Source organism: Halomonas sp. KHS3 (genome assembly GCF_000830495.1).
GTDB classification, from domain to species: domain Bacteria; phylum Pseudomonadota; class Gammaproteobacteria; order Pseudomonadales; family Halomonadaceae; genus Vreelandella; species Vreelandella titanicae.
Genome location: NZ_JWHY01000006.1, coordinates 173,413 through 189,620 on the forward strand (window position 1 = coordinate 173,413; position 16,208 = coordinate 189,620).

Below are 16,208 nucleotides of genomic sequence, written 5' to 3' on the forward strand. Positions count from 1 at the left end.
GGTTACTACTGTACAAATAAAGCACACCCTTTAGTCTTGGCGTATAAGATGTTCACGGATACGCCATGTCTTCAACGCTTCCCGCCCACCTCACCCTTGACGAACTTGCACACTACCCAGCGCCGCTGGATTCCACTCACGGCACGCTGACCTGGGCCGGCACCGATGATGAGATGACTAACACCGTACCGCCCGTTTTGCCCAGCAGCGCATAGCCTAGGGTGTTCGCGTGGCGTTCAACCATACCTGTCTATAACATTCATAAAGCGAGCCGCCAGGAGTTTGCACCTCTTCAACACTTAGCTTCCAACAAGGACGGACTCTATGCGCGATGATGAAAAGTACACCAATTCCGAAGAGCAGCTACTCCACCTTCAAAACCTTCTAGATGACCCAGACACAACGGCACTAAAAGCGTATTTCTCTGAACTCGATATTTTAGACATCGCGCGAACACTGGAGTCCTTCCCGGCTAAAACGCGAGATTTTCTTTGGGAGTATGTTCCCGACGATTTTATCGGCGAGGTTCTCGCCGAAGTTGACGAAGACATCCGTGCTGACTACATCGAAGACTTATCGGCCAGCGATGTAGAAGAAATTGTTAAAGGCTTGGATGCTCAAGAAGTTGCTGAAGTTTTAGATGTTGCTGATGAAGCCATAAAAACCAGCGTCTACGCTAGCCTAGAGCAAGAGATCCGCGCCCAGGTTGAGAATCTTCACGCCTATGAAGATGACGTTGTTGGCCGTTACATGGATCCCGAGACCGTCAATGTAAAACAGGGCGTGTCGTTAGAGGCCGTACAGCGCTATATCCGCATCCACCATCTGCTCGACGATGAGTCGCAGCAGATCATGATTACGGATAAAGACAAACGCTTACTCGGCACTTTGACCCTGATTGATTTAATCAAGCAACCACAAGATGCGATGGTTGATGATTACATGGATGACTTTTTCACCCTAAATGATCAAATGAAAGTCAGTGATGCAGCGGCGTTATTGCGCTCTAAAGAGCTACACTTTGTGCCCGTGTGCGATAGCGATGGGTTATTAGTAGGCCAGCTAAACGCCGCCGACGTACTGGAAATCACCCAAGACGACGCTGACATGACGTTAAAGCATATGTCCGGCGTCAGTAACGAAGAGGAAGTCTTCACGCCCGTTTTACGCAGTGCGAAAAGTCGCGGCATTTGGCTGGGTATTAATCTGTTAACGGCTTTTTTAGCCGCCTTCGTTATCGGGCAATTTGAAGCGGCATTAGATCAAATTGTAGCCCTGGCCATTTTGATGCCGGTGGTGGCGAGCATGGGAGGTATTGCGGGTAGTCAAACCCTCACCGTGGTTATACGCGGCCTGGCGCTGGGCCAACTGGCGGGCAACAACATCCGCTGGCTGTATAACAAAGAGATGTGGGTGGGTATGAGTAACGGCTTGGTTTGGGCATTAGTGGTCGGCTTGATTGCCCATATCTGGTTTGGCGACGCCATGATCACGCTGGTGATCACCCTGGCCATCTTTATCAATATGAGTCTCGCCAACTTATCGGGGGTATTAATTCCGATGGTGCTGAAAAAGCTGCAGATTGACCCCGCGTTATCGGGCGCGGTTATTTTGACGACCGTTACCGATGTGGTCGGCTTTTTGTCATTCCTCGGTCTCGCGACGCTGATTATTTTGTGACTTTTCTTTCCAGCCTGCGCTTGGGCCTTTATAGAAAGGCCCAAACGCTTAGTGTAGAAGTAACGGCTATACTGTCGCCCACTGCCCCGTCTGATCTGACGTTTCGATGGCCTCTATTAATCGATTAACCCGCGCGGCTTCGCGGAAGTCTGGATAGAGGGGGCGGTCGTTGATGATGCCTTCCACCAGATCGCGCACCTCGATAATCTTCTGATCGTTATAGCCCAGACCGTGCCCTGGGGCGGGGCTGAACGCCGCATAGTCGGGGTGTTCAGGGCCCGCTAACAGGGTGGTGAACCCGCGCCTGCCGTGGGCATCGCCGTGGCGATATAGCTGCAGCTCGCTCATGCGCTCCTGGTCAAACACAATGGCACCCTTGGTGCCCGTTAGCGTGTAGGCCAAGCCCATCTTGCGGCCAGCCGCCACCCGGGAGGTTTCGATATTACCGATTAACCCCTTGTCAAACCGCAGCATGGCCTGGGCCTGATCGTCGTTTTCCACCGCCGCCATACCGTTGCCGTCGGCCGTGGGGCGCATGGGAATGACGGTTTGTAGTTGGCCGCATACCTCGGTAATGCGCTGCCCGGTTAAAAACTCGGCCATATTGAGAATATGCGACCCCACATCGCCTAACGCACCGGCGCCTGCGGTCGCCCGCTTGGTATGCCAATCGTGGGGCTTTTCCGGGTCGAGCAGGTAATCCTCGTTGTGCCGCCCACGAAAGTGAATCAGCTCTCCGATATCGCCGCTGGCAACAATCTGGCGGGCCAGCTGAGTGGCGGAATTGCGAATGTAGTTAAAGCCCACCAGGGTTTTGACACCCGCCTTTTCAGCCGCGGCGACCATCTCGTCAGCGTCTGCCGTACTCAGCGCCAGCGGTTTTTCAGCGTAAACATGCTTGCCCGCCGCAATGGCGGCTAACGCCACCTCTTTATGCAGGAAATTGGGCGCGCAGATATCCACCACATCCACGTCACTGTCGGCCACCAGGGCACGCCAGTCGTCGGTGGCGCGGGCAAATCCCCAGGCCCGCGCTCGGCTCTCTGCCGTGGCGAGGTCGACATCCGCCAGCAGCTCGCAAACGGGTTTAGCGGGCAGTTCAAAAACGCTGGACGCCGCATTAAAAGCAATGGCGTGGGCTTTGCCCATAAAACCGGTGCCGATTAGGCCAATCTTGAGGGTTTTCATTGTGGTTATCCCTGTTTGAAAACAATAACGCCGGGCTGGGCCCGGCGTTGAATGATGTCGTGCCCCGTAGACTGCTTACATGGTCGGCATGGTGAAGTGGTTGGTCTCTTCACGAATGCCGCTGGGCCAGCGCTGGGTGATGGTTTTCATGCGCGTGTAGAAACGCACCCCGTCGGGGCCGTGCATATGCAGCGGGCCAAACAGCGAGCGCTTCCAGCCGCCGAAGCTATGGAACGCCATGGGCACCGGAATTGGTACGTTAACGCCGACCATGCCGACCTGGATCTGCTCGCAGTATTGACGCGCCGCATCACCATCCCGGGTAAAGATCGCCGTGCCGTTGCCATACTCGTGGGCGTTGATCATGCTGACCGCTTCGTCGAAGCTCGCCACACGGGCAATGGCCAGCACCGGGCCGAAGATCTCTTCGGAGTGAATACGCATGCTGGGCGTGACATGGTCAAACAGGCTGCCGCCGATAAAGTAGCCATCGCCTGCGCCATCAACCGTGGTCTGGCGACCGTCGACCACTAGCTCTGCGCCTTCATCCACGCCGGTTTGGATATAGCCCGCCACTTTCTCAAGATGCTCGCGGGTGATCAGCGGCCCCATATCGTTATCCGGGCCATCGACCAGGCCAGGCCCGACCGTCAGCTTATCCAGTTCGGCCACCAGTTTTTCGCGCAGGCGGTTGGCGGTTTCGTCGCCCACGGGCACCGCTACCGAAATCGCCATGCAGCGCTCGCCTGCCGAGCCATAGGCCGCCCCCATCAGGGCACCCACGGCCTGATTGAGATCCGCATCGGGCATGATCACCATATGGTTTTTGGCCCCGCCCAGGGCCTGAACACGCTTGCCATGGGCTGATGCGGTAGCGTAGATGTACTCGGCAATTGGGGTAGAGCCCACAAAGCTAACCGCTTGAACACGCTCATCAGTAAGCAGTACATCCACCGCTTCTTTATCACCATTGACGACATTAAAGACGCCATCCGGTAGGCCCGCTTCTTTAAGTAGCTCAGCTAAGCGCAGCGGCGTAGAGGGGTCTTTCTCCGAAGGTTTCATGACGAAGGTGTTGCCGCAGGCCAGAGCAATGGGGAACATCCACATGGGTACCATGGCGGGGAAGTTGAACGGCGAGATACCGGCGCACACGCCCAGCGGCTGCATCATCGAGTAACTATCAACGCCGGTGCCGACGTTCATGGAGTGCTCACCTTTCTGCAGGTGGGGAATGCCGCAGGCAAACTCGACCACTTCCAGGCCGCGGGTCACTTCGCCTTTGGCATCGGAAAACACCTTGCCGTGCTCGCTGGAGATCAGTCGCGCCAGCTCATCGGTGTGCTCCTCAACCAGCGCTTTAAACTTAAACAGGATACGCGAGCGCTTCAGCGGCGAAGTTTTTGACCAGGCAACAAAGGCCTCGTTGGCGATGCGCACCGCTTCGCGGGTTTCGTCGGCGGTGGCCAACGCCACCTGGGCACTTTGCTCACCGGTGGCCGGGTTATAGACCGGCGAAGTACGTTGGCTCTGACCGGCGGAGAGCTGACCATTAAGATAGTGGGATAACGTTTGCATATAGGCTCCTGATTAAAAGGCGGCGCTGGCGCTATTTAGCTGGCTACGTCGAAGCCTGCCTGCTCGGCAAGTTGGCGTAGGTTGCGGTAACCCAAGCGGGCGTAAGTCAGCGGGTGAGCGACTTCCGGGTCTTGTTCGGCTTCAACCACTAACCAACCCTGGTAGCCCTGTTCGCACAGGTGGGTTAAGGCGGGCAGGAAATCCACATTGCCATCCCCCGGCACCGTAAACAGGCCGTCTAACACGCCGTTTAAAAAGCTTTTGTCGCGGTTGCGTACCGCGTCCAGCACTGGGAAGCGCAGATCTTTGCAGTGCACATGATGGATACGTTGGCTGTAGCGTTTGGCGACGGCGAGAGGGTCACCGCCAGCACCTCGCAAATGACCAAAATCAAGCAGCAGCCCCACGCCTTCGCCAGTGTTGTCCATTAAGCGTTCAACGTCGGCCTGGCTTTCGATCACCGTGCCCAGGTGGTGGTGATACACCAGTTGAATACCCTGGGATTTCAGGTAGTCGCCCACTACATCCAGGCCATGCAGTAGTCGCTGCCACTCTTGCTCGGAAAGGTGCGGACGCTGGGAGAGCGGTCGCTCCTGATCGCCGTGCACACAGTGGGTGACTTCACACAGCACCATTACCTTCGCACCGCATTCCTTGAGCAGGTTCATGTGATCCTGAATGGCGTCAATCTCTTCTTCAGGCGTGCGCTCCAGCAACTGCGCGGAATACCAGCCCGATACAAGCGCCAAGTCGTGGGCGCTAAGCACCTGATTCAGGGCGTCAGGCGTTCGGGGAAACTTGTTACCTAATTCAAAGCCGCTAAACCCCGCTTCGCGGCCCTCTTTCAAACAGGTTTCCAGCGGTGTTGCGCCGCCCAGACTGGGCAAGTCATCGTTCGTCCAGGTGAGCGGGTTGATGCCTAAAGTAACCGTTGGCATAGCGTATTCCTTGTGATTATGTTCGTTGCTATTAATGGCGTTGGCGCTGCTTGGCTTCGCGGTAGCCCTGATAGGCTTTATTGACCGCTTCACGCTCGGAAACCTCGGGTACGGCGACGTCCCACCAGGCACCGCCTTCCTGGGTGCTGGGTAGCGGATCGGTATCCAGGGCAATCACATAGGTCGAAGTGGCGCTGCGAGCGCGCACCAGCGCCTGCTCCAGCTCCGCAATGCCGCTCACCGATTCAGACTCACAGCCCAGAGATTTGGCATGGGCGGCGAAATCGGTTTTAGGAGCGCCCGCCTCGACAGCCCGGCAATCCTGCAGCAGGTTGTTGAACCCCGCGCCGCCTGTGGCCTGCTGCAAGCGGTTGATGCAGCCGTAGCCGCGGTTATCCAACACCACCACTATCAGCTTGTGGCCCAGCATCACCGAGGTCGCCAGCTCTGAGTTGTGCATCAGGTAGCTGCCGTCGCCTACCATCACCACTACTTCCCGCTCTGGCTTGGCCATCTTGACGCCCAGCCCGCCCGCAATTTCATAGCCCATGCAGGAGAAACCGTACTCCACGTGGTAGCTGCCGGGCCCCGAACATTGCCAGAGTTTATGTAGCTCGCCGGGCAAGCCACCGGCGGCGCATACCACGGTGGTATCGTTGCCTGCCTGGCGATTGACGGCGCCGATCACCTGGGCATCGGTGGGCAGTGCCAGCCCTTGGTCGGCGGTCACGTTGTGCACGATTTCGACCCACTCGCGCTTGAGCGTGCCGGTCTGCTCGCGCCATTCATCGCCGCCGCGCCATTCGCCCAGCGCCCCGTCGAGTTGGCCAAGCCCGACCAAGGCGTCGCAGCTTAGCGGCAGCGCTTGATGCTTCAGACTGTCGAAGCGGCCAACGTTGAGGGCGATCAGCGTTTTTTCGCTGCCTTCAAACAGCGCTCGGGAGCCGGTGGTAAAGTCCTGCAACCGCGTGCCCACCGCCAGAATGACATCCGCCTGCTCCGCCAATTGGTTGGCGGCTGCGCTGCCGGTCACCCCAATGGCACCCATTGCGCAAGGGTGGCTATCGGCCAACGCGCCTTTGCCGGCCTGGGTTTCGGCTACCGGGATGCCCCGTGCTTTGGCAAACTCGGCCAAGACGTCGCAGGCAGCGGCGTAATGTACACCGCCACCGGCGATAATCAGCGGGCGTTTAGCCTGTTGCAGCGCGGCGATGGCTTGGCGAAGCTCGTAAGCATCCGGTGGCGAGCGGCGAGTGCGATGCACCTTGGGAGCAAAAAAGGCCACCGGATAATCGTAGGCAAAGGTTTGCACATCCTGGGGCAGCGCCAGGGTCGCGGGGCCGCAGTGCTCAGGGTCAAGCAGGGTAGCAATCGCCTGGGGCAAGCTGGTCAGCAGCTGCTCGGGGCGGTTAATGCGGTCGAAGTAGCGCGACACCGGGCGAAAACAGTCGTTGACGCTAATGGTCGGGTCACCAAAATGCTCCACCTGCTGGAGTACCGGGTCGGGTTCGCGGGTGGCAAAGGTGTCTCCCGGCAGCAGCAGGATCGGCAAGCGGTTGGCATGGGCGAGCGCCGCGGCGGTGACCATATTGGTCGCCCCTGGGCCAATCGAGCTAGTCGCGGCCATTAAGCGCTGGCGATTATTGGCTTTGGCAAAGGCAATCGCCGCGTGGGCCATGGCCTGTTCGTTGTGAGCGCGAAAGGTCGGAAGCGTGTCTTGCACGTGGTAGAGCGCTTCCCCCATTCCGGCCACATTGCCATGACCAAAAATCGCAAACACGCCTTCAAACAGCGTCACCTCTTGGCCATCAACCTCAATACGCTGGGCGGCAAGGTACTTGACCAGCGCCTGGGCCATGGTGAGTCGAATGGTGCTCATTTTACGCCTCCTTCGTGTGAGCCAGGGTTTGCGGCTGCGCCTGCCTTAATTGCCGCCACGCCTTTATCAGTTCGGCATAGTTCTGGGCGACCCGCTCTACCAAGCTGGCGTCGTCGATACGCCCGGCTAGCCAGTCACGACTCGCACTGGCAAATAGCGTGCGCCCAACGGTGAAGCCTTTACAGCAGGCATGATTGGCCGCTGCTTCGAAACCGCGTTTCATGTCGTCCATGGGGGCGTCGAGCCCAAGCAGCACAACCCCACGGCAGTAGGTATCTTCCCGCTCAATGGTTTCGCCAACCGCCTGCCAGGCAGCGTCTGACATGGCAGGTAGCTTCCACCAGTCTGGGCGAATGCCCAGGTTGTAGAGTCGCTGCAGGCTGCGCGGCAAGGTGGTGTCGTCATTGGGCATATCGATCGGAGGAATGACCTCAATTAGCAGTTCCAGCCCATAAGCACAGGCCGCCTGGTAGAGCTGGCGCAGCCGCTCCTCCTGCTCTAAGCGCAGCGAGATTTCATCGTCGGGGTGGTAGAACACCAGGCATTTAATAATCTGTTCTCTAGGCCAGTTGCGCAGGCAGGCACCTAAATCATCGCCATGCTGGAAACGCAGCGGGCGTGAGCCAGGAAGCTCCACCGGTCGACCAATCCACCAGCCTTTGCCACTGGCTTGATTGAGTGCTTCCTGCCCCAGCACGTCATCTACCAGGATCGCGGGCGTGGTAATGCCGCCCAGCTTGGCGCCCTCTTCGGCGGCGGTGACCAGGAGTTTTTTGAGTGCTGGCAGCCGCGCGCTGTCGGCATACTCTTCGCGGGCCATATCGGTGAGCTGGCGGCGGTGATCAAATGCCAGGCCCAACACTTCGGGCCACTGCGCAGGCACTCGGGTAGTGACCCGGTGCAGATGATTTAGGCGTTGATCGGTATCCGGGCGGGGAACCTCGTCGCGACGTTTCAGGTAATCGAATAGCTCATCTTCGGTGGGCATAGCCGGGGCACAGCCGTGGCGGGAGACCACCAGCGCGCCACAGGCATTGGCGTAACCGGCGCTGGTTTGCCAGGGTTCATTGCGCAGCCAGCCGCGTAGCAAGCCACTCATAAAGGCATCCCCGGCACCCAGCACATTGAGCACCTCGACCTGTACGCCCTTAACTAAAATGCCGTCTTCAATACGGTCAGGAATGGCGCCTTCAAACACTACACAGCCCATGGGCCCCAGCTTGCATACCAGGGTGGCCTGGCTAACCTCACGCACTGTGCGCAGGGCCGTTAAGGTATCCGTGCTGCCGCCAGCAATATGAAACTCTTCTTCGGTGCCTACAATCAGGTCAAAATCTGGCAACCAGCGTTGAAGATCAGTAGTGACTTTTTCATCGGCGATAAAACGGGTTTCACCATCGCCGGGGTTGGTCAGCCCCCACAGTACGGGGCGGTAATCGATATCCAACACCCGCTTCACGCCATAATAGTCGGCGGCGTCCAGCGCTTTGCGGCACGCCCGCTGGGTGGTATCGGTAGAAAGGTGGGTGCCGGTGATCGCCAGCGCCTTGGCCCGGGCGATAAATTCAGGGTCGATGGCCTCGGCATCAATGGCCATATCAGCACAGTCGCGGCGGTAAAATAGCAGCGGGAAGCTTTCACGGTCTTTTAAAGCCAGCAGAACCAGGCCGGTGTGGCGCTCAGGATCGGTTTGTAGCGCGGTAGTATCTACCCCCACCCGCTCCAGCTCTTCGCGTACGAAGTTGCCCATCTGCTCGTCGCCGACCCGCGAAAGCATGGCGGATTTCAATCCTAGGCGCGCAGTGCCGTAAGCCATATTGCCCGAGCTCCCGCCTAGGTACTTGGCAAAGCTGGCCACGTCTTCTAAACGGCTGCCAATCTGCTCGGCGTAAAGATCGACCGCCACGCGTCCAAGACAAATCAGGTCAAGCGGTCGGTGTTGACTATTGTTATTCAGCATAAATGTCTCCCCACGTCACAAATTCGTGGTACTAGTCACAGGATGGCACTGGGCATAAAAGCGTCTTGGCTGGCAATCGATAAGGTTTATCAACCGTGGCTTAAAGTGAGAAGGCGGCACGGAATCGGTCGAGCGCGAGGTCGTCATCCCCAGAGGCCCAGCCTTCCAACCCCACGGTGCCTCGATAACCTATGTCGTTCAGCGCTTTGGCAATGGCCGGATAGTTAATCTCGCCAGTTCCCGGCTCACAGCGCCCAGGCACATCAGCCACCTGCACTTCACCAATGTAAGGCCCGCAGCGGCGAATCAATTCGATCAAATTACCTTCGCCAATTTGGGCGTGATAAACGTCCAACATAATGCGCAAGCTGGGCCGATCAACACTTTCCACCAGCGCTAGAACATCTTCCAAGCGCGCAAACGGCACACCGGGGTGATCAACGTCAGTATTGAGGTTTTCAAGCACAAAGGTGACGTCGTTCTGCTCGCCGAGATCCGCCAGCCGATTGAGTGTGTCTCGGGCTTTTAGCCACATAGCGCCAGTCATCTGCTGGCAAGGCTGAACGGGCAACCCATTACCATCTAGCCCGGTGCCGTGAAGGTTAAGGCGCGGAATGCCAAGGCGCTTTGCTACCTCAACCGACTCAGCGGCGGTGCGTAGCAGTTCATCTGCCCCGGCTGCATCCGCCAGGGTGCCGGTGACATAGCCGGTCATGGATGAAAACATCGCCCCGCTATTGGCCAGTGCGTCAATGTCGTGCTTAGTCCAGTCCCAGATTTCGACTTGAAAGCCCAAATCAGAAATGCGCTTAATTCGTTCCAACACGGGTAAATCGCGGAACACCATTTCAGCGCAAACGGCCAGCGTGAACGGGGATGGTGGGGTAGGTTTATTCATCATGGCTCCTTAATAGCCGCTCGCAGTTCGCGGTGAAGGGGGTTCAGTGCTGCCTGTTTTATCCGAAGGTTGAGTGTCTTGTTCGGCTAAGCTGGCCTTCTTGGCTTTATCGTCCCGCTGGAATTCCGCAAGCTCCGCATCCAGGCTTTCAAGCTCAGCGCCACCCGCCATCATATTGAGCACCTCTTCGCGGCTGACTTCTTCTTTGCGGAAGGAGCCCAAACTGCCGCCGCGTGACAATAGGGTGAACGCATCAGCCACTGGGTAAGCATGGTGGACGTTGTGGGTAATAAAGATGACCGCAAGCCCATCCGCGCGGGCTTTGGCAATGTAGCGCAGTACGACAGAGGCCTGCTTAACCCCAAGCGCTGACGTAGGCTCATCAAGAATCAGCACTTTGGCGCCAAAATAAACGGCACGGGCAATCGCCACACACTGGCGCTCCCCGCCAGAAAGCGTGCCCACCGGCTGGCTTGGGTCGCGTACATCGATACCGATTTTAGCCATTTCCTCTTTGGCAACCCGGTCAGCATATTTCCAATCAATCCGCTTTAAAGGCCCCCACCCCACCGTCGGTTCGCGGCCCATAAAGAAGTTACGGGTAATCGACATCAACGGCACCATCGCCAGATCCTGAAAAACGGTCGCGATACCGGCGTCGAGCGCGTAAGCCGGGGACTTGAAACGAGCGGGTTTGCCATCCAGTAGCATCTCGCCATGGGTGGGCTGGTGAACACCGGAAAGGGTTTTAATCAACGTTGACTTGCCAGCACCGTTATCCCCCAACAGGCACATAACCTCACCGGAATAGACCTGCATCGAGATATCACTAATGGCGATGACACTGCCGAAGTGTTTGCTGACACTGCGCATTTCAATCATTGGAGTGCGTGTAGTCATGTTATTTAGCCTCCATCGCCTTTTTGCGCATGTAATTGTTGAATAACACCGCCACCAGCAACATCACGCCCAGGAAGACCTGGAACCAGTCCGTGTTGACACCGGTATAAAAGATGCCCATTTGCACCATGCCGAAGATCAGCGCACCCAGGGCGGCACCTATAGCGGAGCCATAACCACCGGTCAGCAAAGCGCCACCGATCACCACAGCAATAATGGCTTCCAGTTCTTTTAGCAGGCCACGGATAGTGTCCGCCGAACCGGTATCCATGACTTGTATGCAGGCAAAGATGGTGGCGGAGAAAGCGGTGAACATGAACAGTGAAATCTTGACGCGATGGACGGGGACGCCCGAATTGCGCGCCGCATTGGCATCGCCACCGCTGGCGAAGATCCAGTTGCCGTAAGGCGTGCACAGCAGCACCCAAGTCGCTACAGCGGTTAAGCCCAGCCACCAGACAATCGAGACGGGAATACCGGTGACCGTGGGGTTGCCCGCAAAGTTGGTCGCCATCCAGCCATTTGCCGCCATCCAACTAAATAGTCCCGTAGCGACTTCTCCAGAGAAAAGCGCCGCGAACCAATCGCCGGGGATATGATCCTGAACTCCACCCACCTGAGTACGTCCCGTCAACAACCGGCTAGTACCGATAGCCAAGCCACGCAGAATGAACAGGAAGCCCAGGGTAACGATAAATGACGGTAACCCCGTTTTATTGACCAGATTACCGTTAATCCAGCCCACCAGACCCGCACAGGCGAACGCCAATAAAATTGCGGCCCACAGCGGCCAGCCATACTCCACCGCAGGGATGGCAATCAGGATGCCTGCCAAACCAATCATCGAACCAATCGAAAGATCAAACTCTCCGCCGATCATCAGCAACGCAGCCGCCGTGGCGATAATGCCGAGCTGAGCGGCGACTTCAAGAAAATTAATAATACCCGCTGGGGTAAACATCCCGGTGCCGCTGGAAGCAGCGATAAAGAAGGCAAGCACCAACACGGCACCGGCCAGCGCCCCCAACTCCGGGCGATTAAGCGCCTTCTTCCAGAAAGAGACTCTCTGGATACGCTCATCTTGAGGAGCGGTTGCTGGCGCAACCGATTGTTTCGTTTCAGTAGAATTCATGGCGATCGACCCCCAAGGCTCGACACCGCGCCGAGCCTTTTTCGATTAGGTAGTTATCAACGGATGCCCTGGCTACTCAGCTCAATGACCTGTGCAGCGTTTTCTTGAGTGACAAACCCTGGGCCGGTGGCAACATCCCCTGCGGGTAGCAGGCCGTTTTTGACGAACTGATCTAGGAACATGACAGGCAAATAACCCTGCATGTACTGCTGTTGGTCGATCGCAAAGTCCAGTTCACCTGCATCCAAGGCTTCCAAAATACCGGGTGAAAGGTCAAAGGTGCCGAGAGTGAACATATCGGTTGCCCCCTGCTCACGCATGGCCCGAATCATCGGATCAGCGGCCAGTGCACCCAAGGTCAGCACACCACGCACATCACTGTTCTCGTTGAGGTAAGCGACAATGGCATTGCGAATATTGGTGGGGTCGTAGGTGGTCGCTAGCTGCTCAGCATTGCCATCGAAGCCCTCGACAAATCCATCACAGCGCTGGTCAAGTCCCTGATTGCCTTGTTCATGGTTAACGCAGACGCCTTTTTCAACGCCCAGTTCCTGCATGCGCTCGGCGGCCTGTTTGCCCGCCTCGTATTCACTCTGCCCGACGTGCAGCCGGGCACCATAATCCCTCGCCACGTCACCACCGGAGTTAATGGTGATGACGGGTATGCCGTTATCGACAGCATTTTGGACAGCGCCACCCAGGGCATTTTCGTCGGTGAAAGAAAGGATCAAACCGTCTGGTTGAGACGCTACCGCCGCCTGTACGAGCTGTTGCATCTTGGCCATGTCAAAGGTGGACGGTGCACGGTATTCCAACTCTGCGCCTACGAGATCAGCGGCTGCTTCTGCGCCGTTTTTCACCACTGACCAGAAAGGATCAGAGGGAACACCATGGGTCACCATGACGAAACGGCTCGCTTCTTGTTCCGGTTCTTGTGCTTGTGCGGCACCCGCCATTAATGCCGTGGTGGCGGCAGAGGCTAGAAGCCATTGAGATAGACGTGCCATAAATAATTCCTCATAACGTTATCGTTGTTGGTAGGGAAGTGGCATTAAATGCCTTGGCGCTATGAAATATAGATTCCAAATAGCAATTATTGCAAATTATTTATTCTATACTTTTGTATAAATGGAATATTTATTTCAATCAACTAGACTGCATAACAACCAGCCACTTTGCTCAGTGCTACTGCCCAGCCGTACATGAGTGAATGAGTGGTACATGAGTTAACGCTAAGGAATTTGTATGCCGCAGCCCCCACAAAGCTACCGTGAGCTGGAAACGCTGATCACCGCCGAGTACGCCACGCTAAGCAAACGTTTGCAGCAAACCGCGCGTTTTATGCTTGATCACCCCCAGGAGGTTGCTTTAGCGACCGTGGCCAAAATTGCCGAACAGGCGGATGTCACTCCATCCACCTTAATTCGCTTGGCCAATAGCTTGGGCTTTAAGGGCTTTTCCGAAATGCAGCAACTGTTTCGCAGCCGCCTGGTCGATGAATTGCCTAACTACACCGAGCGAATTCGCGCGGTACGCAGCGCCACCGGAGAAACACCGGATAGCACCCAGCTGTTATGGGAGTTCGCTGACGCCAACCGTGCCGTGCTTGAGCAGCTTCCCAGCCGCATTAATCCAGAGAGTCTGGAGAAGGCGCTGGATATTTTTGAAAAGGCTCATGCGATTCATGTGATGGGCGCACGGCGAAGCTTTATGGTCGCCAGCTATATGACCTATGCCCTGGCCCATGTGGATAAGCCTGCGCTGCTGGTTAATGGTTTGGGCGGAATGTACGGCGAGCAGCTGCGCGCTATGAGCCAACACGACGCCCTACTGACCATCAGCTTTTCTCCCTATGCCGAAGAGAGCCAAAAAGCCTGCGAAGACGCCCATCAGCGCGGTCTACCTATTGTGGTGATTACCGATTCGAACCTTAGCCCACTGGCCCGCTTCGCGGATGTCGTCTTCGTGGTCAACGAAGCCGAAGTGAAAAGTTTCCGTAGTTTGACCGCGTCGCTCTGCTTGACCCAGACCTTGGCAATTGCCCTGGGGGTGCGGCAAGACAAAACACGCGACAAAGAAAAGGGCCAGGACAAACAACGTAAGGCCTAAACATCCAAAGCAAGCCAACAGTAAAAACAAAACAGGAGAGCTTATGAAACTCGCACTCATCGGCGCTGGACGCATCGGCAAGGTGCATGCCCAGGCCATTCACTCGCACCCAAGCGTTACCCTGGCCGCCGTGGCCGATTTTCATCAGCCTGCCGCAGAAGCGTTGGCCGAGCAGTACGCCAGCCGAGCGGCCTCTGTGGATGAAATCTTCGCAGATGATGATATTGACGCGGTACTGATTGCCTCAAGCACGCCTACTCACGCGGAGTATCTGGAGCGTGCCGCACGCTCGGGCAAGGCGATTCTATGCGAAAAACCCATCGCCCTGGATTTAGCCCGCACTCGCGATGCCCTTCAAGTGCTTAGCGAACATCCAGTGACCTGCGCATTAGGCTTTAACCGCCGTCACGACCCTCAATTTGCTGCGCTTAAAAAGGCCATCACCGAAGGGCGTATAGGCGCACTGGAAACATTGACCATCATCAGCCGCGACCCCTCTCCCCCGCCCGCCGAGTACGTGGCTGAGTCCGGCGGCCTGTTTCGGGACATGATGATTCACGATCTGGACATGGCGCGCTGGCTTCTCGATGAACCGATTGAAAGTGTCTTTGCCGTTGGCAGTAGCATCATCGACCCAGCGATTGGCGAAGCGGGAGACGTGGATACCGCCATGGTCACTCTCACCACGGCCAGCGGAAAGCTATGCCAGATCAGCAACTCACGACGCGCCTGCTACGGCTACGATCAGCGTATCGAAGCCTTTGGCAGCCAAGGCATGCTGCAAGCCCAGAACGAGAGCGACACCCGGCTGCGCTTTACTGGCGAAACAGGGCAGGTAGAAGACAAACCCAAGTGGTTCTTCCTAGAGCGTTATGCCCAGGCCTATCAACTTGAAATTGGTGATTTTGTCGCCGCCTGGCAAGAGAAACGTGCACCACTCGCAGGTGCTCAAGATGGACTAGAGGCGTTGCGCTTAGCCGATGCAGCGGAGCGTTCATTGCGTGAAGGTCGCAAAATCCTGCTCGACGCCTCGGTGTAAACAGACACCAGAGTGTCTGTTTTTCATACCTTTTATATCGTAAACGATTAGCTGCCGACCGAGCAGCTAGCCATCAGAAGGAGCGACATATGGCTTCCCTACTGGTACGCCCCACCGCCCCAGACACCCAAGGCACCGTAATTAACATTACTCCTGAATCGGCTGGCTGGACGCACGTGGGCTTTCGGATGCATAAACTCGCCAAGGGCCAGCGCCTAGAGGCCAGCAGCGATGATCAGGAAGTCTGCCTGGTGCTGCTCTCCGGTCGCGCCAATGTGGTCTGCGGCGAGCACCGTTTTGAAGACATCGGCGAGCGCATGGATATTTTTGAACAGATCCCTCCCTACGCGGTTTATCTGCCTGACCATGTTAGCTACGCGGTGGAAGCGACCACGGATTTAGAACTAGCCGTGTGTGCTGCCCCAGGTCATGGTAACCACGCCCCCAGGCTGATCGCCCCCGACAACATCAAGCAAAGCACCCGTGGCCAAGGCACCAACACCCGCCATGTTCACGATATTCTGCCGGAAACCGAGCCCGCCGATAGCCTATTAGTAGTCGAAGTATTCACACCCGCGGGCAATTGGTCGAGCTACCCGCCACACAAACACGATGTGGATAACTTACCCCACGAATCACATCTGGAAGAGACCTACTACCACCGCATTAACCCTGAACAAGGGTTTGCCTTCCAGCGCGTTTATACCGATGACCGCAGCCTTGATGAAACCATGGCGGTGGAGAACGGCTGCTGCGTGTTGGTGCCCAAGGGGTACCACCCAGTGGGCGCCTCCCATGGCTATTCGCTCTACTATTTGAATGTGATGGCGGGGCCCAAGCGGGCATGGAAATTCCACAACGACCCCGACCACGAATGGTTGATGAACGCTGGATAGATCGACACTTT

General features: G+C 56.8%; 14 protein-coding genes. 5 read left to right on the forward strand and 9 right to left on the reverse strand.

The annotated features are described in order from the left end of the window. The first annotated feature begins 65 nt into the window (after positions 1-65). Both RO22_RS24695 and mgtE read left to right on the forward strand, forming a co-directional pair. Positions 66-215: a hypothetical protein gene (locus RO22_RS24695; protein ID WP_161793658.1), complete on the forward strand. Its 150-nt coding sequence runs from the start codon at positions 66-68 to the stop codon at positions 213-215. 109 nt (positions 216-324) lie between these two features. After that, on the forward strand, positions 325-1,680 hold the full coding sequence (gene mgtE, locus RO22_RS15685) for a magnesium transporter (RefSeq protein ID WP_041158763.1): 1,356 nt from the start codon (positions 325-327) through the stop codon (positions 1,678-1,680). Between the two features lie 66 nt (positions 1,681-1,746). On the opposite strand, the gene RO22_RS15690 is transcribed toward mgtE, so the two are convergent. From RO22_RS15690 to RO22_RS15730, 9 genes are all read right to left on the reverse strand, one after another. Then, the gene (locus RO22_RS15690; protein WP_041158764.1) at positions 1,747-2,868 is read right to left on the reverse strand and encodes a Gfo/Idh/MocA family protein; all 1,122 of its coding nucleotides are present in this window, start codon (positions 2,866-2,868) and stop codon (positions 1,747-1,749) included. Positions 2,869-2,943: 75 nt separating this feature from the next. After that, on the reverse strand, positions 2,944-4,446 hold the full coding sequence (locus RO22_RS15695; protein ID WP_041158765.1) for a CoA-acylating methylmalonate-semialdehyde dehydrogenase: 1,503 nt from the start codon (positions 4,444-4,446) through the stop codon (positions 2,944-2,946). A 35-nt stretch (positions 4,447-4,481) separates the two neighbouring features. Continuing rightward, complete coding sequence (gene iolE, locus RO22_RS15700) at positions 4,482-5,384, reverse strand: myo-inosose-2 dehydratase (protein ID WP_041158766.1); 903 nt, start codon at positions 5,382-5,384, stop codon at positions 4,482-4,484. Positions 5,385-5,415: 31 nt separating this feature from the next. Continuing rightward, positions 5,416-7,263: a 3D-(3,5/4)-trihydroxycyclohexane-1,2-dione acylhydrolase (decyclizing) gene (gene iolD / locus RO22_RS15705; RefSeq protein ID WP_041158767.1), complete on the reverse strand. Its 1,848-nt coding sequence runs from the start codon at positions 7,261-7,263 to the stop codon at positions 5,416-5,418. Position 7,264: 1 nt separating this feature from the next. Beyond that, complete coding sequence (locus RO22_RS15710) at positions 7,265-9,223, reverse strand: bifunctional 5-dehydro-2-deoxygluconokinase/5-dehydro-2-deoxyphosphogluconate aldolase (protein ID WP_041158768.1); 1,959 nt, start codon at positions 9,221-9,223, stop codon at positions 7,265-7,267. Positions 9,224-9,323: 100 nt separating this feature from the next. Next, the gene (locus tag RO22_RS15715) at positions 9,324-10,121 is read right to left on the reverse strand and encodes a TIM barrel protein (RefSeq protein ID WP_041158769.1); all 798 of its coding nucleotides are present in this window, start codon (positions 10,119-10,121) and stop codon (positions 9,324-9,326) included. A 9-nt stretch (positions 10,122-10,130) separates the two neighbouring features. Then, positions 10,131-11,021 carry an ATP-binding cassette domain-containing protein gene (locus RO22_RS15720; protein WP_041158770.1) on the reverse strand — a complete coding sequence of 297 codons (891 nt, stop codon included), beginning with the start codon at positions 11,019-11,021 and terminating at the stop codon, positions 10,131-10,133. 1 nt (position 11,022) lies between these two features. Continuing rightward, positions 11,023-12,153 carry an ABC transporter permease gene (locus tag RO22_RS15725; protein WP_009285992.1) on the reverse strand — a complete coding sequence of 377 codons (1,131 nt, stop codon included), beginning with the start codon at positions 12,151-12,153 and terminating at the stop codon, positions 11,023-11,025. A gap of 56 nt (positions 12,154-12,209) precedes the next feature. Next, positions 12,210-13,160: a sugar ABC transporter substrate-binding protein gene (locus RO22_RS15730; protein WP_041158771.1), complete on the reverse strand. Its 951-nt coding sequence runs from the start codon at positions 13,158-13,160 to the stop codon at positions 12,210-12,212. Positions 13,161-13,398: 238 nt separating this feature from the next. Here RO22_RS15730 and RO22_RS15735 point away from each other — a divergent pair, with 238 nt between their 5' ends. From RO22_RS15735 to iolB, 3 genes are all read left to right on the forward strand, one after another. Then, entirely contained in the window at positions 13,399-14,262 is an 864-nt protein-coding gene (locus RO22_RS15735) for a MurR/RpiR family transcriptional regulator (protein WP_041158772.1), read from the forward strand. Between the two features lie 43 nt (positions 14,263-14,305). Then, positions 14,306-15,301 (forward strand): inositol 2-dehydrogenase, encoded by a 996-nt coding sequence (gene iolG / locus RO22_RS15740; protein ID WP_041158773.1) that lies wholly within the window; start codon positions 14,306-14,308, stop codon positions 15,299-15,301. Positions 15,302-15,390: 89 nt separating this feature from the next. Beyond that, positions 15,391-16,197 (forward strand): 5-deoxy-glucuronate isomerase, encoded by an 807-nt coding sequence (gene iolB / locus RO22_RS15745; protein ID WP_041158774.1) that lies wholly within the window; start codon positions 15,391-15,393, stop codon positions 16,195-16,197. Positions 16,198-16,208: the final 11 nt, after the last annotated feature.

Excerpts from the sequence above, each read along its gene's own strand:
- iolB (WP_041158774.1), top strand. The coding sequence starts at position 15,391 with ATGGCTTCCCTACTGGTACGCCCCACCGCCCCAGACACCCAAGGCACC.
- RO22_RS15710 (WP_041158768.1), bottom strand. The coding sequence starts at position 9,223 with ATGCTGAATAACAATAGTCAACACCGACCGCTTGACCTGATTTGTCTT.
- RO22_RS15695 (WP_041158765.1), bottom strand. The coding sequence starts at position 4,446 with ATGCAAACGTTATCCCACTATCTTAATGGTCAGCTCTCCGCCGGTCAG.
- iolD (WP_041158767.1), bottom strand. The coding sequence starts at position 7,263 with ATGAGCACCATTCGACTCACCATGGCCCAGGCGCTGGTCAAGTACCTT.
- RO22_RS24695 (WP_161793658.1), top strand. The coding sequence starts at position 66 with ATGTCTTCAACGCTTCCCGCCCACCTCACCCTTGACGAACTTGCACAC.
- RO22_RS15715 (WP_041158769.1), bottom strand. The coding sequence starts at position 10,121 with ATGAATAAACCTACCCCACCATCCCCGTTCACGCTGGCCGTTTGCGCT.
- iolG (WP_041158773.1), top strand. The coding sequence starts at position 14,306 with ATGAAACTCGCACTCATCGGCGCTGGACGCATCGGCAAGGTGCATGCC.
- RO22_RS15735 (WP_041158772.1), top strand. The coding sequence starts at position 13,399 with ATGCCGCAGCCCCCACAAAGCTACCGTGAGCTGGAAACGCTGATCACC.
- mgtE (WP_041158763.1), top strand. The coding sequence starts at position 325 with ATGCGCGATGATGAAAAGTACACCAATTCCGAAGAGCAGCTACTCCAC.
- RO22_RS15690 (WP_041158764.1), bottom strand. The coding sequence starts at position 2,868 with ATGAAAACCCTCAAGATTGGCCTAATCGGCACCGGTTTTATGGGCAAA.
- RO22_RS15725 (WP_009285992.1), bottom strand. The coding sequence starts at position 12,153 with ATGAATTCTACTGAAACGAAACAATCGGTTGCGCCAGCAACCGCTCCT.
- RO22_RS15730 (WP_041158771.1), bottom strand. The coding sequence starts at position 13,160 with ATGGCACGTCTATCTCAATGGCTTCTAGCCTCTGCCGCCACCACGGCA.
- RO22_RS15720 (WP_041158770.1), bottom strand. The coding sequence starts at position 11,021 with ATGACTACACGCACTCCAATGATTGAAATGCGCAGTGTCAGCAAACAC.
- iolE (WP_041158766.1), bottom strand. The coding sequence starts at position 5,384 with ATGCCAACGGTTACTTTAGGCATCAACCCGCTCACCTGGACGAACGAT.